The 24690-nt window shown below is 60.2% G+C and carries 18 protein-coding genes; 13 read left to right on the top strand and 5 right to left on the bottom strand.

Annotated features, from left to right (window positions below; genetic code table 11):
• Positions 1 to 137: 137 nt before the first annotated feature.
• From ACZ9BB_RS26250 to choV, 3 genes are all read left to right on the top strand, one after another.
• Positions 138 to 1085 (top strand): choline ABC transporter substrate-binding protein, encoded by a 948-nt coding sequence (locus tag ACZ9BB_RS26250; protein WP_476217519.1) that lies wholly within the window; start codon positions 138 to 140, stop codon positions 1083 to 1085.
• Positions 1086 to 1150: 65 nt separating this feature from the next.
• On the top strand, positions 1151 to 1996 hold the full coding sequence (choW, locus tag ACZ9BB_RS26245) for a choline ABC transporter permease subunit (protein WP_476217517.1): 846 nt from the start codon (positions 1151 to 1153) through the stop codon (positions 1994 to 1996).
• Positions 1993 to 3171, top strand: coding sequence for a choline ABC transporter ATP-binding protein (choV, locus tag ACZ9BB_RS26240; RefSeq protein WP_008008084.1), 1179 nt, complete (start codon positions 1993 to 1995; stop codon positions 3169 to 3171). The genes choW and choV overlap by 4 nt, the downstream gene beginning before the upstream one ends.
• Before the next feature lie 578 nt (positions 3172 to 3749).
• Here the strand turns inward: choV and ACZ9BB_RS26235 are convergent.
• Positions 3750 to 5699 (bottom strand): BCCT family transporter, encoded by a 1950-nt coding sequence (locus ACZ9BB_RS26235; RefSeq protein WP_476218433.1) that lies wholly within the window; start codon positions 5697 to 5699, stop codon positions 3750 to 3752.
• 380 nt (positions 5700 to 6079) lie between these two features.
• Between ACZ9BB_RS26235 and betI the strand changes: the two genes are divergently transcribed.
• The 9 genes from betI to yccS all read left to right on the top strand — a co-directional run bounded on the left by betI (position 6080) and on the right by yccS (position 19974).
• Positions 6080 to 6673: a transcriptional regulator BetI gene (gene betI, locus ACZ9BB_RS26230; RefSeq protein ID WP_018928769.1), complete on the top strand. Its 594-nt coding sequence runs from the start codon at positions 6080 to 6082 to the stop codon at positions 6671 to 6673.
• Positions 6674 to 6783: 110 nt separating this feature from the next.
• Complete coding sequence (betB, locus tag ACZ9BB_RS26225; protein ID WP_476217515.1) at positions 6784 to 8256, top strand: betaine-aldehyde dehydrogenase; 1473 nt, start codon at positions 6784 to 6786, stop codon at positions 8254 to 8256.
• A gap of 217 nt (positions 8257 to 8473) precedes the next feature.
• Positions 8474 to 10177: a choline dehydrogenase gene (gene betA / locus ACZ9BB_RS26220; protein WP_476217513.1), complete on the top strand. Its 1704-nt coding sequence runs from the start codon at positions 8474 to 8476 to the stop codon at positions 10175 to 10177.
• Between the two features lie 278 nt (positions 10178 to 10455).
• A complete protein-coding gene (locus ACZ9BB_RS26215) occupies positions 10456 to 11898 on the top strand; it encodes a TldD/PmbA family protein (protein ID WP_476217511.1) in 1443 nt (480 codons plus the stop codon).
• Entirely contained in the window at positions 11898 to 13235 is a 1338-nt protein-coding gene (locus ACZ9BB_RS26210) for a TldD/PmbA family protein (protein WP_476217509.1), read from the top strand. Before ACZ9BB_RS26215 ends, ACZ9BB_RS26210 begins: the two co-directional genes overlap by 1 nt.
• A gap of 188 nt (positions 13236 to 13423) precedes the next feature.
• Positions 13424 to 14851, top strand: coding sequence for a multidrug transporter subunit MdtD (gene mdtD, locus ACZ9BB_RS26205; protein WP_476217507.1), 1428 nt, complete (start codon positions 13424 to 13426; stop codon positions 14849 to 14851).
• Positions 14852 to 14984: 133 nt separating this feature from the next.
• On the top strand, positions 14985 to 16322 hold the full coding sequence (dbpA, locus tag ACZ9BB_RS26200; protein WP_476218431.1) for an ATP-dependent RNA helicase DbpA: 1338 nt from the start codon (positions 14985 to 14987) through the stop codon (positions 16320 to 16322).
• A 151-nt stretch (positions 16323 to 16473) separates the two neighbouring features.
• A complete protein-coding gene (locus ACZ9BB_RS26195) occupies positions 16474 to 17652 on the top strand; it encodes a BaiN/RdsA family NAD(P)/FAD-dependent oxidoreductase (RefSeq protein WP_476217505.1) in 1179 nt (392 codons plus the stop codon).
• A 138-nt stretch (positions 17653 to 17790) separates the two neighbouring features.
• Positions 17791 to 19974, top strand: coding sequence for a YccS family putative transporter (yccS, locus tag ACZ9BB_RS26190; RefSeq protein WP_476217503.1), 2184 nt, complete (start codon positions 17791 to 17793; stop codon positions 19972 to 19974).
• A 121-nt stretch (positions 19975 to 20095) separates the two neighbouring features.
• Here the strand turns inward: yccS and ACZ9BB_RS26185 are convergent, their stop codons facing one another.
• The gene (locus ACZ9BB_RS26185; RefSeq protein ID WP_476217501.1) at positions 20096 to 20833 is read right to left on the bottom strand and encodes a substrate-binding periplasmic protein; all 738 of its coding nucleotides are present in this window, start codon (positions 20831 to 20833) and stop codon (positions 20096 to 20098) included.
• Positions 20834 to 21090: 257 nt separating this feature from the next.
• Between ACZ9BB_RS26185 and ACZ9BB_RS26180 the strand changes: the two genes are divergently transcribed.
• Positions 21091 to 21543: a GNAT family N-acetyltransferase gene (locus tag ACZ9BB_RS26180; RefSeq protein ID WP_476217499.1), complete on the top strand. Its 453-nt coding sequence runs from the start codon at positions 21091 to 21093 to the stop codon at positions 21541 to 21543.
• Positions 21544 to 21595: 52 nt separating this feature from the next.
• On the opposite strand, the gene ACZ9BB_RS26175 is transcribed toward ACZ9BB_RS26180, so the two are convergent.
• The 3 genes from ACZ9BB_RS26175 to ACZ9BB_RS26165 are packed head-to-tail and all read right to left on the bottom strand — an operon-like array spanning position 21596 to position 24604.
• Positions 21596 to 21892, bottom strand: coding sequence for a winged helix-turn-helix domain-containing protein (locus ACZ9BB_RS26175; protein ID WP_090178776.1), 297 nt, complete (start codon positions 21890 to 21892; stop codon positions 21596 to 21598).
• Between the two features lie 36 nt (positions 21893 to 21928).
• Positions 21929 to 22435 (bottom strand): M48 metallopeptidase family protein, encoded by a 507-nt coding sequence (locus ACZ9BB_RS26170; RefSeq protein ID WP_476218429.1) that lies wholly within the window; start codon positions 22433 to 22435, stop codon positions 21929 to 21931.
• A gap of 45 nt (positions 22436 to 22480) precedes the next feature.
• The gene (locus ACZ9BB_RS26165) at positions 22481 to 24604 is read right to left on the bottom strand and encodes a putative bifunctional diguanylate cyclase/phosphodiesterase (RefSeq protein WP_476217496.1); all 2124 of its coding nucleotides are present in this window, start codon (positions 24602 to 24604) and stop codon (positions 22481 to 22483) included.
• Positions 24605 to 24690 lie beyond the last annotated feature (86 nt).

Below are 24690 nucleotides of genomic sequence, written 5' to 3'. Positions count from 1 at the left end.
TCACTGGTACATGATCGTATCGACTCGATTGCAAGGCGCCGTGGTAGAGCTGTCTCCAAAACGCCATCCAACCGCAACAGATAAGTGCGGTGGTCCAGTCGGAACACTGCCAAAAAAAACACTTAGGAGTCGCCCCTATGAAAGGTTCCCCGTCGTTGTTGTTGGCCGCCATGCTGAGTCTGCCGTTCCTGGCTCAAGCCGCAGAACCGGCCCAATGCAGCACCGTAAACTTCTCCGATGTTGGCTGGACGGACATTACCGTCACTACCGCCACCACCAGCGTCGTTCTCGATGCCCTGGGCTACAAGACCAAGACCACGATGATTTCCGTGCCGGTGACCTACAAGTCGCTGGCCGATGGCAAGAACATGGACGTGTTCCTCGGTAACTGGATGCCGACCATGGAAAACGACATCAAGGCCTACCGCGATGCCGGCACCGTGGATGTCGTGCGCACCAACCTCACTGGCGCCAAGTACACCCTCGCCGTGCCGCAAGCGCTGTATGACAAAGGTCTTCACGACTTCGCCGACATTCCGAAATTCAAGAAAGAACTCGATGGCAAGATCTACGGCATCGAGCCGGGTAACGATGGCAACCGTCTGATTCAGAGTATGATCGACAAGAACGCCTTCGGCTTGAAAGACGCCGGATTCAAGATCGTCGAGTCCAGCGAAGCCGGCATGTTGTCGCAAGTCGACCGCGCCCAGAAACGCGACACCGCCGTGGTGTTCCTCGGCTGGGCGCCGCACCCGATGAACAAGCGCTTCAAGATCCAATATCTCACCGGTGGTGACGATTTCTTCGGCCCGGACTTCGGTGCCGCCACCGTGGCGACCAACACCCGCAAGGGTTATGTCCAGGAATGCAGCAACGTCGGTCATCTGCTGAAAAACCTGGAGTTCACCGTCGACATGGAAAGCACCCTGATGGGCAACGTCCTGGACGACAAAATGAAGCCTGAAGCGGCCGCCAAGGCCTGGCTCAAGAAGAATCCACAGGTACTCGATACCTGGCTGGCTGGCGTGACCACCATTGACGGTAAACCTGGCCTGGAGGCCGTGAAAGCCAAGCTTGCGCAGTAATGCTTACGCCGGGCGAGTTCGCTCGCCCGGGCTGTTTATTCCCTTGCATGCGGACGTTCACTACCATGCTGATTGATCAGAAAATACCTTTAGGCCAGTACATCGCAGGCTTCGTTGAATGGTTGACGCAACACGGCGCCAGCACCTTCGACGCCATCGCCGTGTCACTGGAAACGATGATCCACGGTGTGACTTTTGCGCTGACCTGGTTCAACCCGCTGGCATTGATCGGCCTCATAGCGCTACTGGCACACTTCATCCAACGCAAATGGGGCCTGACCGTTTTCGTCATCGCCTCCTTTCTGCTGATCCTCAATCTGGGGTACTGGCAGGAAACCATGGAAACCCTCGCCCAGGTGTTGTTCGCCACCCTGGTCTGCGTACTGATCGGCGTGCCGTTGGGCATCGTCGCCGCGCACAAACCAATGTTCTACACGCTGATGCGTCCGGTACTCGATCTGATGCAGACCGTGCCGACCTTCGTGTACCTCATTCCTACCCTGACCCTCTTCGGTCTGGGTGTGGTCCCGGGTCTGATCTCGACGGTGGTGTTCGCGATTGCCGCGCCCATCCGCCTGACCTACCTGGGTATCCGCGATGTTCCGGACGAACTGATGGACGCCGGCAAGGCCTTTGGCTGCTCGCGCCGTCAGCTGCTCTCGCGCATCGAACTGCCCCACGCCATGCCAAGCATCGCGGCCGGTATCACCCAGTGCATCATGCTGTCGTTGTCGATGGTGGTGATTGCAGCACTGGTGGGCGCCGACGGCCTGGGCAAACCCGTGGTCAACGCACTGAACACTGCTGATATCGCCCTGGGCTTCGAAGCAGGCCTGGCGATCGTACTGCTGGCGATCATGCTCGACCGTATCTGCAAACAACCCGAAGCCAAAGTAGGGGGTGACGCATGAGCATTATTCGCTTTGAAGACGTGGACGTGATCTTCTCCAAAGACCCGCGCGCGGCCCTCAAACTTCTCGACCAGGGCATGACCCGCAACGAGATCCTGAAAAAGACCGGGCAAATCGTCGGTGTCGAAAAGGCCAGCCTGGACATCGAGAAAGGTGAAATCTGCGTACTGATGGGCTTGTCCGGCTCTGGTAAATCCAGCCTGTTGCGCTGCATCAACGGCCTCAACACCGTCAGCCGTGGCAAGTTGTTCGTCGAGCACGAAGGCAAGCAGATCGACATCGCCTCATGCACCCCGGCGGAACTGAAAATGATGCGCACCAAGCGCATCGCGATGGTGTTCCAGAAGTTCGCCCTGATGCCTTGGCTGACAGTGCGCGAGAACATCAGCTTCGGCCTGGAAATGCAAGGGCGTCCAGAGAAGGAACGCCGCAAACTGGTGGACGAGAAGCTTGAGCTGGTGGGCCTGACCCAGTGGCGCAACAAGAAACCCAATGAGCTCTCCGGTGGCATGCAACAACGTGTCGGCCTGGCCCGCGCCCTGGCGATGGACGCCGACATTCTGCTGATGGACGAACCGTTCTCGGCCCTCGACCCGCTGATCCGGCAGGGTCTGCAAGACGAACTGCTGGAACTGCAACGCAAACTGAGCAAGACCATCGTCTTCGTGAGTCACGACCTCGATGAAGCCCTGAAGCTGGGCAGCCGTATTGCGATCATGAAAGACGGCCGGATCATCCAGTACAGCAAACCGGAAGAAATCGTCCTCAACCCTGCGGACGATTACGTGCGCACCTTCGTCGCCCACACCAACCCGCTGAACGTATTGTGCGGTCGCAGCCTGATGCGCACCCTGGACAACTGCAAACGCATCAACGGTTCGGTGTGCCTGGATCCGGGCGGCGATTCGTGGCTGGACCTGGCCGAAGGCAACACCATCAAAGGCGCACGCCAGAACGGTTCGAGCCTGGACCTGCAGAACTGGATACCGGGGCAAGCGGTTGAAGGTTTGGGCCGTCGTCCAACGCTGGTGGACTCCAACATCGGCATGCGCGATGCGCTGCAGATTCGCTACCAGACCGGCAACAAGCTGGTACTGCACGACAACAACAAAGTGGTCGGGATCCTTGGCGACAGCGAGCTGTACCACGCGCTGCTCGGCAAGAACCTGGGGTAAGAGTCAGCAGACACAAAAACGCCGCGAGATGATCGCGGCGTTTTTGTTTGTGCAGATGTTTAGCCTGGAATACTGACAACTGTGGCGAGGGCGCTTGCTCCCGCGGGGTTGCGAAGCAGCCCCAACCCCAGACACTGCGGTATTTCAGAGAGATCGCGTTATCCGGATTTGCGACTGCTGCGCAGTCGAACGGGAGCAAGCTCCCTCGCCACATAAGATCTGCGGTGCAACTGACGCCACCGCCGACCTCAAACCTCAGCTATAAGCCCGGCCAAGCAACTGCCGATGGCTTTCAAACTGATCGGCAAAAACCTGAGGTAATCAAGACAGCAGACACAAAAACGCCGCGAGATGATCGCGGCGTTTTTGTTTGTGCAGATGTTTAGCCTGGAATACTGACAACTGTGGCGAGGGAGCTTGCTCCCGCTGGGTTGCGAAGCAGCCCCAAACCCAGACACTGCGGTATTTCAGAGAGATCGCGTTATCCGGATTTGCGACTGCTGCGCAGTCGAACGGGAGCAAGCTCCCTCGCCACAATGGAGCTGCGGTGCATTCACTGCACCGCATCTCCTCAAACCTCAGCTATAAACCCGGCCAAGCAACTGCCGATGGCTTTCAAACTGATCGAGCACGTCGCGGGTGATCTGATCCTGCGTGAAGCCCATCAAGTCATAGTCCTGACTGCCGTTGTGCAGGTACACCTCGGCGCGGTAGTAACGCGCGCGCGGCTCATCGGCACTTTCGGCCGACACCGTTTCACTCGCCGCCGCCAGATAACCGTCCAGGCTCACTTCGTAGACGAAAGGGTTGCCCTCTTCCATCTCGATCCGCACACCCATGCAACGCTTGGCCTTGCCCAGCAACGTCTGCACGTCCAGGCCCTTGCCACGCAGTTGCACCACGGCCTCTTCCAGCGCCGGGCTGACTTGCTTGTCCATGAAGCGCTGAACGATCGACTGGTTCGGTTGCAGGTCCAACTGAGTCAAACGCTCGCTGAAACCACGACGACCACGTGCCGCCAGCTCCGCTTGCTCCTGTTCGATCTGCACGTCCTGGCGCATGGCCTTGTGCAAGCCGAACATGAAGAACACCAGCACCACCGAGAACGGCAGACCGGCCAGCACGACCATGGTTTGCATGGCTTCGAAGTTACCGGCGAACAACAGACCGATGGTCACCAGGGTGATCACCACCGACCAGAAAATCCGCAGCCAGTGCGGGGCGTCTTCGTCGACGTTGCCGCCCTTGCAGGAAAGGTTGGCCATCATCACCGCGCCGGAGTCCGCCGGGGTCAGGAACAGCACGAAACCGACAAAAATCGACACGCCGATCACGATCTTCGACGCCGGGTAATGCTCAAGCAACTGGTAGATCGCCATTGACGGCTGTTCCAGCGCCGTCTTCCCGAGTTCCACCGCCCCATGGTTCATCACCAGGTCCAGGGCCGAGTTACCGAAGATCGACAGCCATGCCAGGGTGAAACCCAGCGGAATCAGCAGCACGCCGGCTACCAGTTCACGCACCGTACGACCACGGGAGATACGCGCGATGAACATGCCTACAAATGGGGCCCAGGAAATCCACCAGGCCCAGTAGAACAGAGTCCACAGGCCCAACCAGCGGTCGGACTTCTCACTGTCGCCTTCATACACATAGAGGTCGAAGGTCTTCAGCACCACGCCATTCAGGTAGTCACCGATGTTCTGCACAAAGCCGTTGAGCAGGTGCAGGGTCGGGCCGAACAACAGCACGAAAATCAGCAGACCGCTGAACAGCACGATGTTCAGGTTGGACAGACGGCGAATACCATTTTCCACACCAGACACGGCAGCGATGGTCGCCACGGTGCTCATCACGATGATCACGATCAGCAGGTTGGTGTTGCTGTGCTCCATGCCGAACAGGTTTTCCAGCCCCGAAGACACTTGCAGCGAACCGATCCCCAGGTTCGTCACCAGCCCCAGCAGGGTCACGAACATGCCGAAACCGTCCACCGCATGGCCGGCCGCGCCTTTGACCCAACGCTCGCCAACCAGCGGATACAGCGCCGAACGCAGCGCCAGCGGCTGGTTATGACGGTAAGCAAAGTACGCCACGGCCAGACCGACCAGCGCATAGATCGCCCAGCCATGCAGGCCCCAATGCAGGAACGTGAGCTGCACCGCCTGACGTGCCGCAAGGTTGCTGCCGGCCACGCCTTCCGGCGGATTGAAGTAGTGATCCAGCGGCTCGGAAGCACCAAAGTACAGCAAGGAAATGCCGATACCCGACGAGAACAGCATCCCCGCCCAGGCACCGTAGCTGAAATCCGGGGTATCGTCCTTGCTGCCCAGTTTGAGCTTGCCATAGGACGAAAACGCCAGGCCAACCACAAACACCAGGTAGGCGGCGATCACCACCATGTAGTACCAGCCGAAGCTGCGGGACAACCAGGCTTGGGCAATGCCGAGCATTCTGCCGGCCTCTTGCGGGGCGATGATCAGAATGGCGGTCAACAACAGAATCAACGCGGTAGAGGTGTAGAACACCCAACCGTTGACCATCACCTTCTCGGGTGGGGTCTTTATTAGAGAGGCAGAACTCATGGCACAGATGCTCCGGGCAGTGCGAGAGAAGAACACAAGGCAACGCGTTACCCGACCAATCGATTAGTTGGCAGCCGACCGGCGGGTGATATAAAGACACCCCGAAAAAAGCCCGAAGCCCATGGAACGCCAGTGCGTGTGGATTTCGAGCATGTTCAGATGTCGTTTTTCCGCCCACTACACGTAGGAAAAACCTGTAGGCAGCGACGAATTGTCGCAGATCTTATTCTTTGTTGATTGAACGTTCAATCAAAACAAAATAGACTGGCCCTCAATCCGGTAGGCGTATTTCGTCCACCGGAAGGCCTAAGGAGATGTGCAAGATGCCCAAGGTCGGTATGCAACCCATCCGCCGCCAGCAATTGATCGAAGCCACGCTACAGGCCGTCGATCAGGTCGGCATGGGGGACGCCAGCATTGCGCTGATCGCCCGTTTGGCCGGTGTCTCGAATGGCATCATCAGTCACTATTTTCAGGACAAGAATGGCCTGATCGCCGCCACGATGCGGTATCTGATGAGCGTCCTCAGCGAGAACGTCACCGCGCGCCGTCAGGCGATGGCAGATGACAGCCCACGGGCGCATCTGCAGGTGATTATCGAAGGCAACTTCGACGCCAGCCAGGTCAATGGCCCGGCAATGAAAACCTGGTTGGCCTTCTGGGCCACCAGCATGCACCAGCCGTCTTTGCACAGGTTGCAGCGGATCAACGATCACCGTCTGTATTCCAACCTGTGCTGCCAGTTCCGCCGTGCGTTGCCGCTTGATCAAGCGCGCAGCGCCGCCCGTGGCCTGGCAGCCCTCATTGACGGCTTGTGGTTGCGCGGCGCGCTGTCGGGAGATGCTTTCGACACCGAGCAGGCGCAACGGATCGCTTACGAATACATGGATATCCAATTGGCCAAGCAGGTGAGTTAGAGCACACATAAAACCGCTCAGCCCCTGAACCGCCACTGATCAGCGTCGCCCCCGCAACACGGCACGCCCAGTGGTCAACGCCAACCACTTAATGCACTTGCGAGGACACTATGGCCCGTTTCGAACTGCAAAAACTCTACATCGACGGCGGTTACACCGACGCCAGCAGCGACGCCACCTTCGAAGCCATCAACCCGGCTAACGGTGAAGTCCTCGCAACCGTACAACGTGCAACCAAGGAAGACGTTGAGCGTGCAGTGGTCAGCGCCGAAAAGGGTCAGAAAATCTGGGCTGCAATGACCGCCATGGAGCGTTCGCGCATCCTGCGTCGTGCCGTCGACATCCTGCGCGAGCGCAACGATGAACTGGCCGCGCTGGAAACCCTGGATACCGGCAAGGCGTACTCCGAAACCCGTTACGTCGACATCGTCACTGGCGCTGACGTGCTGGAATATTACGCAGGTCTGGTACCGGCCATCGAAGGCGAGCAGATCCCGCTGCGCACCACGTCGTTCGTCTACACCCGTCGCGAGCCGCTGGGCATCGTGGCCGGTATCGGCGCGTGGAACTACCCGATCCAGATCGCACTGTGGAAATCCGCGCCAGCCCTGGCAGCCGGCAACGCGATGATCTTCAAGCCAAGCGAAGTCACCTCGCTGACTACCTTGAAACTGGCCGAGATCTACACCGAAGCCGGCCTGCCGGCTGGCGTGTTCAACGTGTTGACCGGCAGCGGCCGTGAAGTCGGCACCTGGCTGACCGAGCACCCACGTATCGAAAAAATCTCCTTCACCGGCGGCACCGACACCGGCAAGAAGGTCATGGCCAGCGCTTCGGGCTCTTCGCTCAAAGACGTGACCATGGAACTGGGCGGCAAATCCCCGCTGATCATTTTCGACGACGCCGACCTCGATCGCGCCGCCGACACCGCCATGATGGCCAACTTCTACAGCTCCGGTCAGGTCTGCACCAACGGCACTCGCGTGTTCGTGCCGAGCCACCTGAAAGCCGCATTCGAAGCCAAGATCGTTGAGCGCGTTGCACGCATTCGCGTCGGCAACCCGGAAGACGAAAACACCAACTTCGGCCCGCTGGTCAGCTTCGCCCACATGGAAAGCGTGCTCGGCTACATAGCCAAGGGCAAGGAAGAAGGCGCTCGCCTGCTGTGCGGCGGCGACCGTCTGAGCGATGGCGAATTCGCCAAAGGCGCGTTCGTGGCACCAACCGTGTTCACCGACTGCACCGACGAGATGACCATCGTTCGCGAAGAAATCTTCGGCCCGGTAATGAGCATCCTGACTTACGAAACCGAAGAAGAAGTGATCCGTCGCGCCAACGACACCGAGTTCGGCCTGGCCGCGGGTGTCGTCACCAAAGACCTGAATCGCGCTCACCGCGTGATTCATCAACTGGAAGCCGGTATCTGCTGGATCAACGCCTGGGGCGAATCCGACGCCAAGATGCCGGTCGGCGGCTACAAGCAGTCGGGCGTGGGCCGTGAGAACGGCATCAGTTCGCTGAACAACTTCACACGCATCAAATCGGTACAGGTCGAACTGGGCGATTACGCCTCGGTGTTCTGATCTGACGCGTACCTGAGGCTGGGGCCTTCTGTGGCGAGGGAGCTTGCTCCCGCTGGGCTGCGAAGCAGCCCCAACTTCAGGTTCAGCGCTCATTCAGACAGAACACGGTCGCTGATTTGCGACTGCTGCGCAGCCGAACGGGGGCAAGCCCCCTCGCCACAGTTGCGCGGCCTCCAGGCGACCCGCGACCTGACCAACTTCAAAGAGGGTGCATTCAATGTCCCAAGAATTCGATTACATCATCATCGGTGCCGGCTCGGCCGGTAACACCTTGGCGACCCGTCTGACTGAAGACGAAGGCGTCACCGTCCTGCTGCTCGAAGCAGGCGGCCCGGACTACCGTCTGGATTTCCGCACGCAAATGCCGGCCGCCCTGGCATTCCCGCTGCAAGGTCGTCGCTACAACTGGGCCTATGAAACCGATCCAGAACCACACATGGATGGCCGCCGGATGGAATGCGGTCGTGGCAAGGGCCTGGGCGGCTCCTCGCTGATCAACGGCATGTGCTACATCCGCGGCAACGCCATGGACTACGACAACTGGTCGAAACTGCCCGGCCTGGAAGATTGGACCTACCTCGACTGCCTGCCGTATTTCCGCAAGGCGGAAACCCGCGACATCGGCCCGAACGACTACCACGGTGGCGACGGTCCGGTCAGCGTGACCACGCCAAAAGCCGGCAACAACCCGCTGTTCCATGCGATGGTTGAAGCAGGCGTACAAGCCGGTTACCCGCGTACCGTAGACCTCAACGGCTACCAGCAGGAAGGCTTCGGCCCGATGGACCGCACCGTGACGCCGAACGGCCGTCGCGCGAGTACCGCTCGCGGTTACCTGGACGTCGCCAAGAAGCGTTCGACCCTGACCATCGTCACCCACGCCCTGACCGACAAGATTCTGTTCGAAGGCAAGCGTGCGGTCGGCGTGCGTTACCTGGTCGGCGCCGCCGAAGAGCGCGTTGAAGTCCGCGCCCGCAAAGAAGTGTTGCTGTGCTCCGGCGCCATTGCGTCGCCGCAGATCCTGCAACGTTCTGGCGTCGGCCCGGCCGAACTGCTGAAGAAACTCGACATCCCGGTGGTCCATGACCTGCCTGGTGTCGGTGAAAACCTGCAGGATCACCTTGAGTTGTACCTGCAATACGCCTGTACCCAACCGGTCTCGCTGTACCCCTCGCTGCTGCTGCACAACCAGCCGGCCATCGGTGCCGAGTGGTTGTTCAACGGCACCGGTATCGGCGCCAGCAACCAGTTCGAAGCCGGCGGTTTCATCCGCACCCGTCCGGAATTCGATTGGCCGAACATCCAGTACCACTTCCTGCCGGTGGCGATTAACTACAACGGCAGCAACGGTGTGAAAGAGCACGGTTTCCAGGCACACATGGGTTCCATGCGCTCGCCAAGCCGCGGTCGCATCCAGGCCAAGTCCAAGGACCCGCGCCAGCACCCGAGCATCCTGTTCAACTACATGGCCACCGAGCAGGACTGGCAGGAATTTCGCGATGGCATCCGCCTGACCCGTGAAATCATGCAACAGCCTGCGCTGGACGCCTACCGTGGTCGCGAAATCAGCCCGGGCATCGACGTGCAAACCGACGAGCAGCTCGACAAGTTCATCCGCGAACACGCCGAAACCGCGTTCCACCCGTCCTGCTCGTGCAAGATGGGCACCGACGAGATGGCCGTGGTCGATGGCGAAGGTCGTGTGCATGGCATGCAAGCCCTGCGCGTGGTCGATGCCTCGATCATGCCGATCATCACCACCGGCAACCTGAACGCACCAACGATCATGATGGCCGAGAAAATCGCCGACAAGATCCGCGGTCGCAAGCCATTGCCGCGTAGCAAGGCCGATTACTACGTCGCTGGTGATGCACCGGTGCGTGGCAAGCCGTTGCGGGATGTGGGTACTGCTGTTCAGTAAGCCGTAACACCGCATCGCGGCCAATCGCGGGCAAGCCCGCTCCCACAGGTTCCGGGGTGGATTCGCAATTTGTGATCCACCCAAGTCCACTGTGGGGCTTGCCCGCGATGGGGTCCGACCAAACACCACACCTTTCCCTGCTGCTGGCCAGGTAAACCCTTCCTACACCCGCTACGCCCTTGATCCTCCCCCCACGCAGGCCTAATCTAGCGCCACGCAAACGTTACACCCCCTCGTAGTACCGATACGCCGCTACTCCATTCCAAGGAGGTTCACGAATGTTCGATTTCCACCCCCAGCTCAAGCAGCGCTTCGCTGCGTTGCGCACGGGCGCTGAATTCTTTTCGCTGCGTTATGTACGCGAATCCGGCCAGTACCTGTCGGTGCGCAAGAACGTCGCCGAACCTCCGAGCCTGAGCCGGGACGAAGGCGTGATGCTGACCGTTCGGGTCAACGGCGTCGAAGCCTACGCCGCGACCAACGACCTGTCCCAATCCGGCCTTCAGGCCGCACTGGAGAGGGCCGAGCAACAAGCCCGTCGACTCAAGCCCCACGCCCTGCTCGATCTGAGCGAGCAAGCCGTTTCCAGCGACCGTGCCGACTATTTCTCACCCAGCCTCGATCAGCCCTTCCCGTCCCTGAGCGATTGCTACCAATTGCTCGGTGCCGAATCCGCCGCCGTGCCCAAGGACGAGCGCCTGGTGAACTGGCAGGCGAGCATCGGCATCACCAACGTCGAGCAAATCTATCTCAACAGCGCCGGTGCCGAATTGCGCCAGGCCCAGCGTTTCGTCTACCCGAGCATGGAGGTCACCGCCTACAACGGCAACGACAGCCAGACCCGCACCCTGGGCCGCGAGAACTTCGGCCAACAGGGCGGCTTTGATGTGATCAGCCGTTGCGGCCTGATCGGTGCCGGCCCGAAAATCGCCGATCAGGCCCTGCAATTGCTGCTGGCGCCGAATACTCCGCAAGGCCCGCGCGATCTGCTGCTGATGCCCGACCAGATGATGCTGCAGATCCACGAGTCCATCGGTCACCCGCTGGAACTGGACCGCATTCTTGGCGACGAGCGCAATTACGCCGGCACCAGCTTCGTCAAGGCCGAAGACTTCGGCAGCCTGCAATACGGCTCCGAACTGCTCAACGTGACGTTCGACCCCGACATCCCCGAACAACTCGCCAGCTACGCTCATGACGACGATGGCACCGCCGCGAGCAAGCAATTTCTGATTAAAGAAGGTTTGCTGCTGCGCCCATTAGGCGGGGCACTTTCACAATTCCGGGCCGGCATGGAGGGCGTCGCCAACAGTCGCGCGTGTGGCTGGAACCGTCCGCCGATCGACCGCATGGCCAACCTCAATATCGAGCCTGGCGATCAGCCGCTGGAACAGCTGATCGGCGATATCGAACACGGCATTTTAATGAGCACCAACCGATCGTGGTCCATCGACGATGCGCGCAACAAATTCCAGTTCGGCTGCGAATGGGGCCAGTTGATCGAAAATGGCGAACTCAAAGGCGTGGTGAAAAACCCGAACTACCGGGCAATTTCCGCACAGTTCTGGAAGAGCCTCAGCGCCGTCGGTGACGCCAGCACGTTCAAGGTGCTGGGCACGCCGAACTGCGGCAAGGGCGAACCGAACCAGGTGATCCGCGTCGGCCATGCGTCGCCGGCTTGTGTGTTCAGCAATGTTGATGTGTTTGGAGGAGACGCCTGATGAGTACGTCGAACAATCAGAGCGATTCGTTCAAGGCCCTGGTCAACTGGTTGCGCGATGCGGTGCGTGAGCCTGAGCAGTTCACCCTCAGCTATGCCGCCGAGTCGTCGGCCTTTGTGCGTTTCAATCATGCCAAGGTCCGTCAGGCCGGGCAGGTGCAGCAGGCGAGTGTCGGCTTCAAACTGATCAATGATGGGCGTCACGCCAACCTCGACATCACCTTGTCGGGCAACACAGAAGGCGACCTTCAACGCTTGGCCGAGGGCCTGCAACAGCTGCGCGAAACCTTGCCGTTGCTGCCTCAGGATCCGTACCTGCTGCTCAACCATAACGGCTGGCAGAGCAAGAACGTACAGGATCATCCGCTGCCGGACACCGAACAGGTGGTCGCGCAAATCACTCAGGCTGCCGACGGGCTGGACCTGGTCGGTTTCTATGCCGCCGGACCGATCAGCCGCGGTTTCGCCAGTTCTTCCGGCGCTTTCGGCTGGCATCAGGCCAACAGCTTCAACTTCGATTTCAGCCTGTTTCATGAAAACGGTCAGGCAGTGAAGGCCAGCTATGCCGGGCACGACTGGAACAGCGAAGGCTTTGCCAGGCGCTTCCAGCAGGCCCGCGAGCAATTGGCGTTTCTGGGTCGTCCGTTGCGCACGTTGGCGCCCGGCGAATACCGCGCCTATCTCGCGCCGGCAGCGCTGGAAGAAATCATGGGCATGCTTAGCTGGGGCGGATTTTCGGCCCAGGCGATTGCCAGCAAACAGAGCCCGTTGCAGAAACTCTACGCCAGCGAAACCTGCTTCAATCCCGGTGTGTGGTTAAGTGAGCAGGTCAGCGGTTCCTTGAGCCCGGCGTTTTCCGACGAAGGTTATCCCCGCGATGATCTGGGGTTGATCGCCAAAGGCATGGCCAATGCCCGACTGATCAACTCCCGCAGCGCCGCCGAATACGGCCTCACTGCCAACGGCGCCAGCAGCCATGAATACCCGACGGCGCTGGTCATGAACGGCGGCGATCTGGAGCAGAAGGACATCCTCAAGCGCCTCGGCACCGGGCTTTACATCAGTAACCTCTGGTACCTGAACTACTCGGATCAACCAGCGGCCCGCCTGACCGGCATGACACGCTTTGCGACCTTCTGGGTCGAGAACGGCGAGATTCAGGCACCGGTCAGCACCATGCGTTTCGATGACAGCGTCTACAGCCTGCTCGGTTCGCAGCTGGAAGCGTTGACCGAGGAGCGTGAATTGCTGCTTTCGGCCAGCACCTACAGTCAGCGCGCGACTGCTTCGGCACTGTTGCCGGGCGCGCTCGTCAGCCGACTGACCTTGACCCTGTAAACACAAACCCTGTGGCGAGGGGGCTTGCCCCCGTTGGGCTGCGAAGCGGCCCCAGATCGGCAAACGCGTTCCGTCAGACAGAGCGCCTTCGCCGGATTTACGACTGCTTCGCAGCCGAACGGGGGCAAGCCCCCTCGCCACAGGGGTCAACGTCAGCCATGAATCTGCATTAACCCACAAGAGGTCCCATGCCCAACCGCCTACCTCTCGATGCTGTTACCACCCGCTGGTTGCCGTGGGTCGTCGCCATTGCCTTCTTCATGCAGTCCCTCGACGGGACGATCCTCAACACCGCCCTCCCCGCCATGGCTCGGGACCTGGCCGAAGACCCGCTGCGCATGCAGGGCGTAATCATCGCCTACATGCTCACCGTCGCCTTACTGATCCCCGCCTCCGGCTGGATCGCCGACCGTTTCGGCACCAAAAAGATCTTTTTCGGCGCCATCCTCCTGTTCAGCCTCGGCTCATTGCTCTGCGCCTTGTCGAGCACCCTGAGCATGCTGATCGGCGCCCGGGTGATCCAGGGCCTGGGCGGCGCCTTGATGTTACCGGTCGGACGGTTGGTGGTCCTGCGCGCGTACCCGCGCTCGGAGCTGGTGCGGATCATGGGATTCATCACCATTCCCGGCCTGCTCGGCCCGCTGATCGGCCCGACCATGGGCGGCTGGATGGTGCAATACCTGACCTGGCACTGGATCTTCCTGATCAACCTGCCGGTGGGCGCCGTCGGTTGCTACGCGGTGTGGAAATTCATCCCCGACCTGCGCGGCAGCGAACGCACGCGCTTCGACAGCCTCGGCTTTTTGTTGTTCGGCGCGGCAATGGTATTGATCACCATCGCCATGGAAGGCCTGGGTGAATTGCATCTGCCGCACTTGCGGGTGATGTTGCTGCTGTTCGGCGGCATGGCCTGTCTGGCGGCGTATTGGCTGCGGGCTGGGCACGTCGATAATCCGTTGTTCGCGCCATCACTGTTCAAGACCCGGACCTTCGCCGTGGGCATTCTCGGTAACCTGTTCGCCCGTCTGGGCAGCGGCGCCCTGCCCTTTCTGGTGCCGTTGCTGCTGCAGGTCGCGCTGGGTTATTCGCCGTCTCAGGCCGGGATGAGCATGCTGCCCCTGGCGGCAGCCGCGATGGTCGCCAAATCGGTGGCGCGGCCGCTGATCGAACGGTTCGGCTACCGCAGCGTGCTAACCGGCAACACACTGGCGCTGGGGATCATGCTGGCAAACATGGGGCTGGTCAGCGAGCAGACCCCGTATGGGCTGTTGCTGGCTCAGTTGGCGATTCTGGGGGCGATCAACTCCTTGCAGTTCACCGCGATGAATACCGTCACCCTGATCGACCTCGACGACGCCAGCGCCAGCAGCGGCAACAGTCTGCTGTCGGTGGTCGCGCAATTGTCCCTGAGCCTCGGTGTAGCCTGCGCTGGCGCCCTGCTCGGCGGTTTCACGGCAGAGATCGGCAATGATGGCGTGGACACGGTTCTGGGCGCATTCCAGCTGACTTTCGTGACGGTCGGAATCATGGCGATGCTGGCGGCAACCATCTTCTCGCAACTGTCACCAAAAGATGGCCGACGGATGGTCAGCCGTGAGCACGATATCGAGCACTGACCCTACGACTTCTCGTCCGGAAACTTCAGGCGAATGGCCATGAGACTGATACACTGCGCGACATTTTGTTTTGCAGGCCAGTCCCGTGACCACCATCGCCACCGCTTTTAACACTTTGCCGCTGTCCGCCGCCATGCTGGCTAACCTCGACTCCCTCGGTTATGCCCAGATGACGCCGATCCAGGCGCAAAGCTTGCCGGTGATCCTCAAGGGGATGGACCTGATCGCCCAGGCCAAGACCGGCAGCGGCAAGACCGCGGCCTTCGGTATCGGCCTGTTGAACCCGATCAATCCGCGCTTCTTCGGTTGCCAGGCACTGGTCATCTGCCCGACCCGTGAACTGGCCGACCAGGTTGCCAAGGAAATCCGTCGCCTGGCCCGCTCCGAAGACAACATCAAGGTTCTGACCCTGTGCGGCGGCGTGTCCTTCGGCCCACAGATCGCTTCGCTGGAGCACGGCGCGCACATCATCGTCGGCACCCCGGGGCGCATTCAGCAGCACCTGCGCAAGGGTTCGCTGGTACTCCATGGCCTGAACACCCTGATCCTCGACGAAGCCGACCGCATGCTCGACATGGGTTTCTACGACTCCATCGAAGAAATCATCGCCCAGTGCCCGGAGCGTCGTCAGACCCTGCTGTTCTCCGCCACTTACCCGGTGGGCATCAAGCAGCTGGCGTCGAAATTCATGCGCAACCCGCAGCAAGTAAAGGCCGAGGCGTTCCACGACGACACACAGATCGAGCAGCGCTTCTACGAAATCTCCCCGGAAGAACGCATGAGCGCTGTGACCAAGGTCCTTGGCCACTTCCGCCCGGCCTCTTGCGTGGCTTTCTGCTTCACCAAGCAGCAGGTGCAGGAAACCGTCGATCACCTGACCGCCAAAGGCATTTCCGCGGTGGGCCTGCACGGCGACCTGGAACAGCGTGATCGCGACCAGGTACTGGCGATGTTCGCCAACCGCAGTACTTCGGTACTGGTCGCCACCGACGTCGCCGCCCGCGGCCTGGACATCGATTCGCTGGACATGGTGATCAACGTCGAGCTGGCCCGTGATTCGGAAATCCACATCCACCGCGTCGGCCGAACCGGTCGCGCTGGCGAGAAAGGCATCGCGATCAGCCTGGTCGCGCCGTCCGAAGCGCACCGCGCCCAGGCCATCGAGCAGTTGCAGAAGTCGCCGTTGAATTGGGATCAGGTGGACAACCTCACCTCCCAGGGCGGTGGTCCGCTGCTGCCGCAGATGAGCACCCTGTGCATCGGTGCCGGCCGTAAAGACAAAGTGCGTCCGGGTGACATTCTCGGCGCACTGACCGGCGATGCCGGCATCCCGGGTGCCCAGGTCGGCAAAATCGCAATTTTCGACTTCCAGGCCTATGTGGCCGTGGAGCGCGGGATCGCCAAGCAAGCCTTGCAGCGCCTGAACGACGGCAAGATCAAAGGCCGCTCGTTGCGCGTGCGCATCCTGTAAAACCGCCACCGCCCGCCCCCTGTAGGAGCGAGGCTTGCCCGCAAAGAACGATAACGCTGTCTACCTGCTTAGACCGCGGCGCCTGGTTCGCGGACAAGCCTCGCTCCTACGGGATCTGGGTTAGCCCTGAGATTTGTGTGAGGACACCGTTTTGCGCTCTACCGAAGTCATGATCATTGGCGCTGGCGCCGCAGGGTTGATGTGTGCACTGACCGCCGCCGGGCGTGGGCGCAAGGTGATGTTGCTCGACCACGCGAACAAGGCCGGCAAGAAAATCCTGATGTCGGGCGGTGGCCGCTGCAATTTCACCAACATGTACACCGAACCGGGCAATTTTCTCTCGCAGAACGCCCATTTCTGCAAATCCGCCCTGGCGCGCTACACCCAGTGGGATTTCATCGGCATGGTCGCCAAACACGGCGTGCCCTACCACGAGAAAAAACTCGGCCAGCTGTTCTGCGATAACAAGTCCAGCGATATCCTTGAAATGCTCCTCGACGAATGCAGTCAGGTCGGTGTCAGCCTGCACCTGGACACCTCGATCCAGACCATCGAGAAGCTTGAAAGCGGTTATCTGCTGGAGACCACGCTGGGCCAGATCACTTGCGAGTCGTTGGTGATCGCCACCGGCGGCCTGTCGATCCCGACCCTGGGCGCCACCGGCTTCGGCTATCAGGTGGCCAAACAGTTCGGCCACGACCTGCTGCCGACCCGCGCCGGCCTCGTGCCATTCACCATTACCGATCAGCTCAAAGAGCTTTGCACCGAGCTGTCCGGTACGTCGGTGGATTGCCTGGTGAGTTGCAACGACCAGAGTTTCCGCGAAAACATCCTGTTCACCCACCGAGGCCTCAGCGGCCCGGCAATTTTGCAGATTTCATCGTTCTGGGAATCCGGCGATACGGTGGAGATCAACCTGATGCCGGATCATGACGTTCCGGGCTGGCTGCAACAGCAGCAAGCCGAACGCCCCAACAGCGAGCTGAAAACCCTGCTCGGTGAAATCTTCACCAAGAAAATGGCCAACCTGCTGGCAGACAACTGGTTCGTTTCCAAGCCGATGAAGCAATACACCCACGCCGAACTGGCAGGCATCGCCGAAAAACTGGCGAGCTGGAAAGTCGTGCCGGCCGGCACTGAAGGCTACCGCACCGCCGAAGTGACCCTGGGTGGCGTCGACACCCGTGAAGTGTCGTCCAAGACCATGGAATCGCTGAAAAGCCCCGGCCTGTATTTCATCGGCGAAGTGCTCGACGTCACCGGGCACCTGGGCGGATTCAATTTCCAGTGGGCCTGGGCTTCCGGATACGCCGCCGCGCAATTCGTCTGATCGACCGCGAAGGCGTCCCGACAGGCAACACAGAGTGCGCAAGGAACAGATTTTGCTATCAGATGTGATCGGCGCCATTGCGTCGGCGTCATTACTGGCTCAATTTAGCGTCATCGCCTCGGAAGGCCTTCGCACTTCATGTCATCGACCACATTTCGGCAATCTCTGCGTCGCCTCTGGGCGCTGGATAAATTCAGCTACAGCGTGCGGGTATTCATCGCCCTGACCGGCAGCATGGCGCTGTGCTGGTATCAGGATCAAATGGGGCTGCTGATCCCGTTGTTCCTGGGGATCATCGCGAGCGCCCTGGCTGAAACCGACGACAGTTGGCAGGGTCGCCTCAACGCGCTGGCCGTGACGCTGGTGTGTTTTATGGTCGCCGCCCTGTCCGTCGAACTGCTCTTCCCCTACCCCGTCCTCTTTATCATCGCCTTTGCCCTGGCCAGCTTCTGCCTGACCATGCTCGGCGCGCTGGGCGAGCGGTATGGCGCGATCGCTTCGGCGACGCTGATTCTGTCGGTCTACACCATGATCGGCGTAGACCAGCGCGGCGGCGCGGTCACTGATTTCTGGCACGAGCCGGTGCTGCTGGTGGCCGGTGCGGCGTGGTATGGCCTGCTCTCGGTGCTGTGGCAGGCGATGTTTTCCAACCAGCCGGTGCAGCAGAGCCTGGCGCGGTTGTTCCGTGAACTGGGTTATTACCTGAAACTCAAATCGTCGCTGTTCGAACCGATCCGCCAGATGGACGTGGAAGCGCGGCGCCTGGAACTGGCCCAGCAGAATGGTCGGGTGGTGGCGGCCCTGAATGCCGCCAAGGAAATCATCCTGCACCGGGTCGGCGATGGCCGGCCAGGCTCGAAACTCAGCCGTTACCTGAAGTTGTACTTCCTTGCCCAGGACATTCACGAGCGCGCCAGCTCCTCGCACTATCCCTACAACGCGCTGGCCGAGGCATTCTTTCATAGCGACGTGTTGTTCCGCTGTCAGCGCCTGCTGCGCCAGCAAGGCAAGGCTTGCCGCGCACTGGCCGAATCGATCCAGATGCGTCAGCCCTTTGTCTACGACGCCGGTTTTGCCGAAGCACTGAACGACCTGCACGCCTCCCTCGAACATTTGCGCATCCAGAGCAACCCCGCCTGGCGTGGACTGTTGCGCTCGCTGCGGGCACTGGCCGCCAACCTCGGCACCCTCGATCGGTTGCTCAGCGACGCCAGCAACCCCGACGCCCTGGCCGACGCCACCGACAGCAGTCTGCTGGACCGCTCGCCGCGCAACCTCAAGGACGTCTGGACCCGCTTGCGGACCCAGCTGACACCGACCTCCCTGTTGTTCCGCCACGCCCTGCGATTGCCTCTGGCACTAAGCATCGGCTACGGCATGGTGCACTTGATTCACCCGTCCCAGGGCTACTGGATCATCCTCACCACGCTGTTTGTCTGCCAACCGAACTACGGCGCCACCCGCCGCAAACTCGGCCAGCGGATCATCGGTACGGCTATCGGCCTGACCGTGGCCTGGGCACTGTTCGATCTGTTTCCGAGCCCGCTGGTGCAGTCGCTGTTCGCTATTGCCGCCGGCGTGGTGTTCTTTACCAACCGTACCACCCGTTACACACTGGCTACCGCAGCGATCACCCTGATGGTGCTGTTCTGCTTCAACCAGGTCGGGGATGGTTACGGGCTGTTCCTGCCGCGGCTGCTCGATACCTTGCTCGGCAGCCTGATCGCCGGGCTGGCGGTATTCCTGTTCCTGCCAGACTGGCAGGGTCGACGCTTGAATAAAGTGCTGGCCAACACCCTGACCTGCAACAGCATTTACCTGCGCCAGATCATGCAGCAATACGCTGCCGGTAAAAGCGATGACCTGGCTTATCGCCTGGCCCGACGTAACGCGCACAACGCCGACGCCGCGTTATCGACGACGCTGGCCAACATGCTGATGGAGCCGGGGCATTTCCGTAAGGAGGCAGATGTCGGGTTCCGTTTCCTGGTGCTGTCGCACACCTTGCTCAGCTATTTGTCGGGGCTGGGGGCACACCGCGAAACCCAATTACCGGCGGACGCACGCGCACACTTGATCGACAGCGCTGGCTTGGGCCTGGCCGCCAGCATCGACGAAATCGCCCAAGGCCTGGCGAGCAAACAGCCGATTGCGATTCAGAGTGATGAGGAAGAAGCACTGGCCAATGAGCTTGAACAGATGCCGGATGAAATCGATGAAGGGCAGCGCTTGGTGCAGACACAACTGGCGCTGATCTGCCGGCAACTGGGGCCGTTGCGGACGTTGGCGGCGCATTTGATCAAGGATACGAGCGAGGCTTGAGATTTGTAGTGACAGGGCCGGCCCCTTCGCGGGCGAGCCTTGCTCCTACGGATCCAGCGTAAATCTGTGGGAGCGGGCTTGCCCGCGAAAGCGTCAGCTCAGACACCACAGGCCTTTCAGATCACATCCCATGCTGCCTCATCAACTTCTCATAACTCCCATCCACCTTCATCGCCGCAATCTCGCGATCAAAACCGGCGACGATCTGTTCATGCTGCGGATTTTTCAGGCTCACCAGAATATGCAGGCTGTTCTCGCTCAACGGCTTGGGCAAAAACTCCACGGCATTGCGCACTTTGGATGATTCCCGAGAAAGGTAATACCGGGCGACGAACTCGTCTTCCAGGGTCAGCTTGACCCGGTCGGCCGCGACCATGCGCACAGCCATGGCGAAGCTATGCACCGGGACTTTCTGCAGCGACGCATCGTCGTCGAATTCGTGCGAATAGGCATAACCGCGTACCACCGCTATCGGGTACGTATGCAGTTGTTGCAGGTTATTGAATTCGATTGGCGCGTCCTTGCGCTTGAGAAAGCGCACGCGGTTGAGCAGGTACTCGCTGGAAAACTGTCCCAGCTTCGTACGCTCGTCGGTGTACCAGGCGTTGACCAGCACGTCATAACGCCCCTCGCCTACCCCAAACAAGGCCCGCGCCCACGGCACCTGCTCGAAATCACTGGCATAACCGGCCCGGGCCAGTGCGGTACTGACGATGTCCGTGGCCAATCCGCCATTGACCAACGTGGCGTCGGTAAAGGGTGGCCACGCATCGGCTACCAATCGCAGCTTTTCCGCTGCCGCGGTCTGTGTCAGCAACAGCAATCCAATCAAAGCCAACGCTCGATGCAATCGCGGCATGCCAGAAATCCTTAGCGGGCGGCTGCCCGACGTGTTTTTCAGCCAAAACTCCAAGGGCCCCTTACCGACGAAACCCAAGTCCTAACACTAGCTCATTGAGGCCATTGCACAGCGCTTCATCGCAGATTACACAAAGAAGACAATTTCGCGAGAAATGAATGATGGCATTTTGGTCCTTGTCACAGATTTCTCCGCCTTGAAGACATCCCGCCTCAGGACGCTTAGTATCGGAATGACGTTGTTCAAGGAATGTGAAGATGACAATCGATTGGGTCTGCAAACACCACAGTGACCTGGGTAAAGAGCAGCTATATGCCATTTTGCAGCTGCGGGCCGAGGTGTTCGTCGTCGAGCAGAAATGCGTTTATCAAGACATCGATGGCCAGGACCTGGAAGGTGACACCTGCCATTTGATGGGCTGGGATGCAGACCAACTGGTGGCCTACCTGCGATTGCTCGACCCGCAGTTACAGGGCGGCGACGTAGTGATCGGCCGGGTGATCATTGCTCCCGCTGCACGCGGCACCGGGCTTGGACATGAGTTGATGAGTCAGGCGTTGAAACAGGCCGAGAAGCACTGGCCAGAAGTACCGATCTATCTCTCGGCCCAGGCGCATTTGCAGGGGTATTACGGGGGGTATGGGTTTGTGGTGGCGGGCGAGGAATATTTGGAGGATGGCATTCCGCATATCGGGATGCGTCGCTCATAAGGGCCCCATCGCGGGTAAGCCCGCGATGGCGTCAGCACCGACGCAGCAATACTCAGGGATACTCAAGCACCGCTTTGATCTGCCGCAGATTACGCTCGATCCATCCCCGATCAATCGCCCCCCACTCGCGAATCCGATAGCGCCCCGCATGGTTGCGCGCACCTTCTTCCTGCTCGAATTCACAGATGATATCCAGGTCCGCCAACGCCGCGATGGTGTCCTGGGCTGTGCGCCGGGGCATGCCGGTGACCTCGGTCAATGCCGGGACGCTGCTGGCCAGCCCGCTGTCGATCAGGTACGCCACGTACAACCGGCGGTAGAAGCTGCTCTTGGTCTTGCTCACGTCCATCCATGCGCTCCTTGTTAATCAGAGAATCAAAAGACCCTACGCGCCCGTGGCTGCGGACATATCCCGCCACGTCAGGTACACCCGCAAATCGAACTCCACCTGGTGATACCCCGGCAGCATGTGCTCGCACAGCTTATAGAACGCCTTGTTGTGATCCGACTCTTTGAAGTGCGCCAGCTCATGCACCACGATCATCTTCAGAAACTGCGGCGCCGCGTCCTTGAACAGCGAGGCGATGCGAATTTCTTTCTTGGCCTTGAGCTTGCCGCCCTGCACCCGGGAGATCGCGGTGTGCAGGCCGAGCGCACGATGGGTCAGGTCCAGGCGATTGTCGAATAACACCTTGTCGATGGCCGGGGCGTTACGCAGGAATTCCTGCTTGAGGTCCAGGGCATAGGCGTACAACGCCTTGTCGCTCTGCACCCCGTGCTTTTGCGGATAGCGTTGGCTCAGGTAATCGCCCAGCCGACCTTCGGCGATCAGCTGGCGCACCTGGTCCTGCAACGCAGCGGGATAGGCCTGGAGGTATTTCAACGCGGTCATTGGGGCGGCAACACGAATCACGAAAAGGTCGCCAGTGTAGCGAATTCAACTCGTCAGCGCGCCCCAGTCGAACGGCTCCACAAAGTGCCCGGTGTCCTCGGCCATCAACGGCCGTGCTACCAGGAAACCTTGCACATACTGGCAACCGTTGGCTTGCAGCCATTCATATTGCGCCACCGTTTCAACCCCTTCGGCGATCACCAGCAGACCGAACTGATCGCACAAGTCGATGACGCTGCGTGCCAGCGCCGCATCCCGTTCAGACCCCGGCAACCGGGCGATCAGGTGACGGTCGAGCTTGAGCGTGTCCAGCTCCAGGTCTCGCAGATGGGCCAGCGAACATGCCCCGGAGCCAAAGTCATCCAGCGCCACCCGCACCCCCAGATTACGCAGCAAACGCAGTTGCTTGCGGGTTTCGTCGGGGTTAAGCATCAAGGCTTCTTCCGTGACCTCGACCTCCAGCTGCCGCGGCTTTAGACCATGGCGCTCCAGCACCTGACGCAACTCGGTGACCAGATTGGGCAAACCGAACTGTGTGCTGCTCAAACTGACGCCCAGCACCAGATCTTCGGCAAACAAGGTTTCCCAGGCTTTGCGCTGTCTGGCTCCGCGATGGTAAATCCAGCTGCCCAGTCGACTGATCAAACGCGCCTCTTCCAGCAATGGCAAAAACAGCCCCGGCGGTACATCGCCGACACTCGGATGCTGCCAGCGCAGCAACGCCTCGAACCCGCGAATCTGCCCGTTGGCGATCGCCACCTGAGGCTGATACACCAGGTTGAAATCACGGTTCTCGATGGCCGTGCGCACGCTTTCTTCGAGCATCAGCCGCGAACGCGCCCGGCCGTTCATTTCGTGATCGTAGAAGCGATATTGCTGACGCCCGGCGCGTTTGGCTTCGTACATGGCAATGTCGGACGCCCGCATCAACCCGTCGAGATTAGCCCCGCAATCGGGGTAAGTGGCAATGCCGATACTGGCGCCCAAGGCGATGTCCATGCCTTCGATCTGCTGACAGATCGACACCCGCTCAATAAGTTTCTCGGCAATTTTTGCCGCCTGCTCGGGCAGCTCAAGATCCAGCAACGCGGTGAACTCATCACCGCCCATCCGCGCCAGAATATCGAAGGGCCGCAGGCACGCCTTCAACTGCTCGGACACCCAGCGCAGCACCCGGTCACCGGCATCGTGGCCGAGGGAATCATTGACCCGCTTGAAGCCGTCAAGGTCCAGGTACAACAGCACCCAAGTGCTGTCGGAACGTTCGCCGCGCAGCAGCAGGTTTTCAACGGTCTGGTAAAAGCCCCGGCGATTGAGCAGGCCGGTCAGCGGGTCGGTCACCGCCTGAAACTCCAGCTGCTGATGCAGATGGCGCACCACCGACATGTCCAGCACCGTCACCACCATGGCATGTTGCTCGGCGGGTAACGGCGCACAGGACAACGCCACCGGCACTTGCTGACCGGGCGCCGTACGCAGCGACGCATCGTGCAGGCGCAAGGTTTCACCGCGTTTGTAGCCGGCAAACAATTCGGAATCGGCCCAGATCGGGATGTGCGGTTTCTGCAGGAAATCCAGAAACTCTCTGCCTTGCAGCTCATGCACCGTGGCATTGAGCAGGCGAGATATGGCCGGGTTGGCAAAGCGAATCAGCCCGTCCTCGCTCACCACCAGAATGCCTTCGGCGGCGTTATCCAGCACCGAAGCATTGAAGGCCCGGGCGATTTCCAGGTCATGACTCAACTGCTGCAAGGCACGGCGATTACGCTGATGCTCGAGCAACGCCTGGACTTTGGGTTTGAGAATTTGCGGGTCGAACGGTTTGAACAGGTAATCCACCGCGCCACTGGCATAGCCCTTGATCACAGCGTCCTGGGACTGTTCATTGGCAGTGAGAAAAATGATTGGCGTGAGGCGGGTCCGCTGGCTGCCACGCATCAGCCGCGCCACTTCGAAACCGTCCATGCCCGGCATCTGCACATCCAACAGCACCAGGTCGACATCGTGTTCGAGCAACTGGCCAAGGGCCTCGAAACCGGAGGCCGCGGTGATGACCTGCCAGTCCTGGCGCTGTAATAACGCGCGCATGCTGATCAGGTTTTCAGGGTAATCATCGACAATTAAAAGGATTGAGTTGCCTTCAGCTGGCGTAGGTTGTGCGCATTCCATGCTGCATCTCTTGTTCGGGACCTCAGGCCGGCCTCTTGTGAAAACCGGACACATATTGCGACTTCACTCTAGACCCGGATCCACGA

It is taken from the genome of Pseudomonas sp. TE3552 (genome assembly GCF_056278945.1).
Note: the sequence above shows the minus strand (reverse complement) of the source record. Positions and strands in the feature narration are given on the sequence as shown.

Excerpts from the sequence above, each read along its gene's own strand:
- ACZ9BB_RS26250 (WP_476217519.1), top strand. The coding sequence starts at position 138 with ATGAAAGGTTCCCCGTCGTTGTTGTTGGCCGCCATGCTGAGTCTGCCG.
- choW (WP_476217517.1), top strand. The coding sequence starts at position 1,151 with ATGCTGATTGATCAGAAAATACCTTTAGGCCAGTACATCGCAGGCTTC.
- choV (WP_008008084.1), top strand. The coding sequence starts at position 1,993 with ATGAGCATTATTCGCTTTGAAGACGTGGACGTGATCTTCTCCAAAGAC.
- betI (WP_018928769.1), top strand. The coding sequence starts at position 6,080 with ATGCCCAAGGTCGGTATGCAACCCATCCGCCGCCAGCAATTGATCGAA.
- betB (WP_476217515.1), top strand. The coding sequence starts at position 6,784 with ATGGCCCGTTTCGAACTGCAAAAACTCTACATCGACGGCGGTTACACC.
- betA (WP_476217513.1), top strand. The coding sequence starts at position 8,474 with ATGTCCCAAGAATTCGATTACATCATCATCGGTGCCGGCTCGGCCGGT.
- ACZ9BB_RS26215 (WP_476217511.1), top strand. The coding sequence starts at position 10,456 with ATGTTCGATTTCCACCCCCAGCTCAAGCAGCGCTTCGCTGCGTTGCGC.
- ACZ9BB_RS26210 (WP_476217509.1), top strand. The coding sequence starts at position 11,898 with ATGAGTACGTCGAACAATCAGAGCGATTCGTTCAAGGCCCTGGTCAAC.
- mdtD (WP_476217507.1), top strand. The coding sequence starts at position 13,424 with ATGCCCAACCGCCTACCTCTCGATGCTGTTACCACCCGCTGGTTGCCG.
- dbpA (WP_476218431.1), top strand. The coding sequence starts at position 14,985 with ATGCTGGCTAACCTCGACTCCCTCGGTTATGCCCAGATGACGCCGATC.
- yccS (WP_476217503.1), top strand. The coding sequence starts at position 17,791 with ATGTCATCGACCACATTTCGGCAATCTCTGCGTCGCCTCTGGGCGCTG.
- ACZ9BB_RS26185 (WP_476217501.1), bottom strand. The coding sequence starts at position 20,833 with ATGCCGCGATTGCATCGAGCGTTGGCTTTGATTGGATTGCTGTTGCTG.
- ACZ9BB_RS26180 (WP_476217499.1), top strand. The coding sequence starts at position 21,091 with ATGACAATCGATTGGGTCTGCAAACACCACAGTGACCTGGGTAAAGAG.
- ACZ9BB_RS26175 (WP_090178776.1), bottom strand. The coding sequence starts at position 21,892 with ATGGACGTGAGCAAGACCAAGAGCAGCTTCTACCGCCGGTTGTACGTG.
- ACZ9BB_RS26170 (WP_476218429.1), bottom strand. The coding sequence starts at position 22,435 with ATGACCGCGTTGAAATACCTCCAGGCCTATCCCGCTGCGTTGCAGGAC.
- ACZ9BB_RS26165 (WP_476217496.1), bottom strand. The coding sequence starts at position 24,604 with ATGGAATGCGCACAACCTACGCCAGCTGAAGGCAACTCAATCCTTTTA.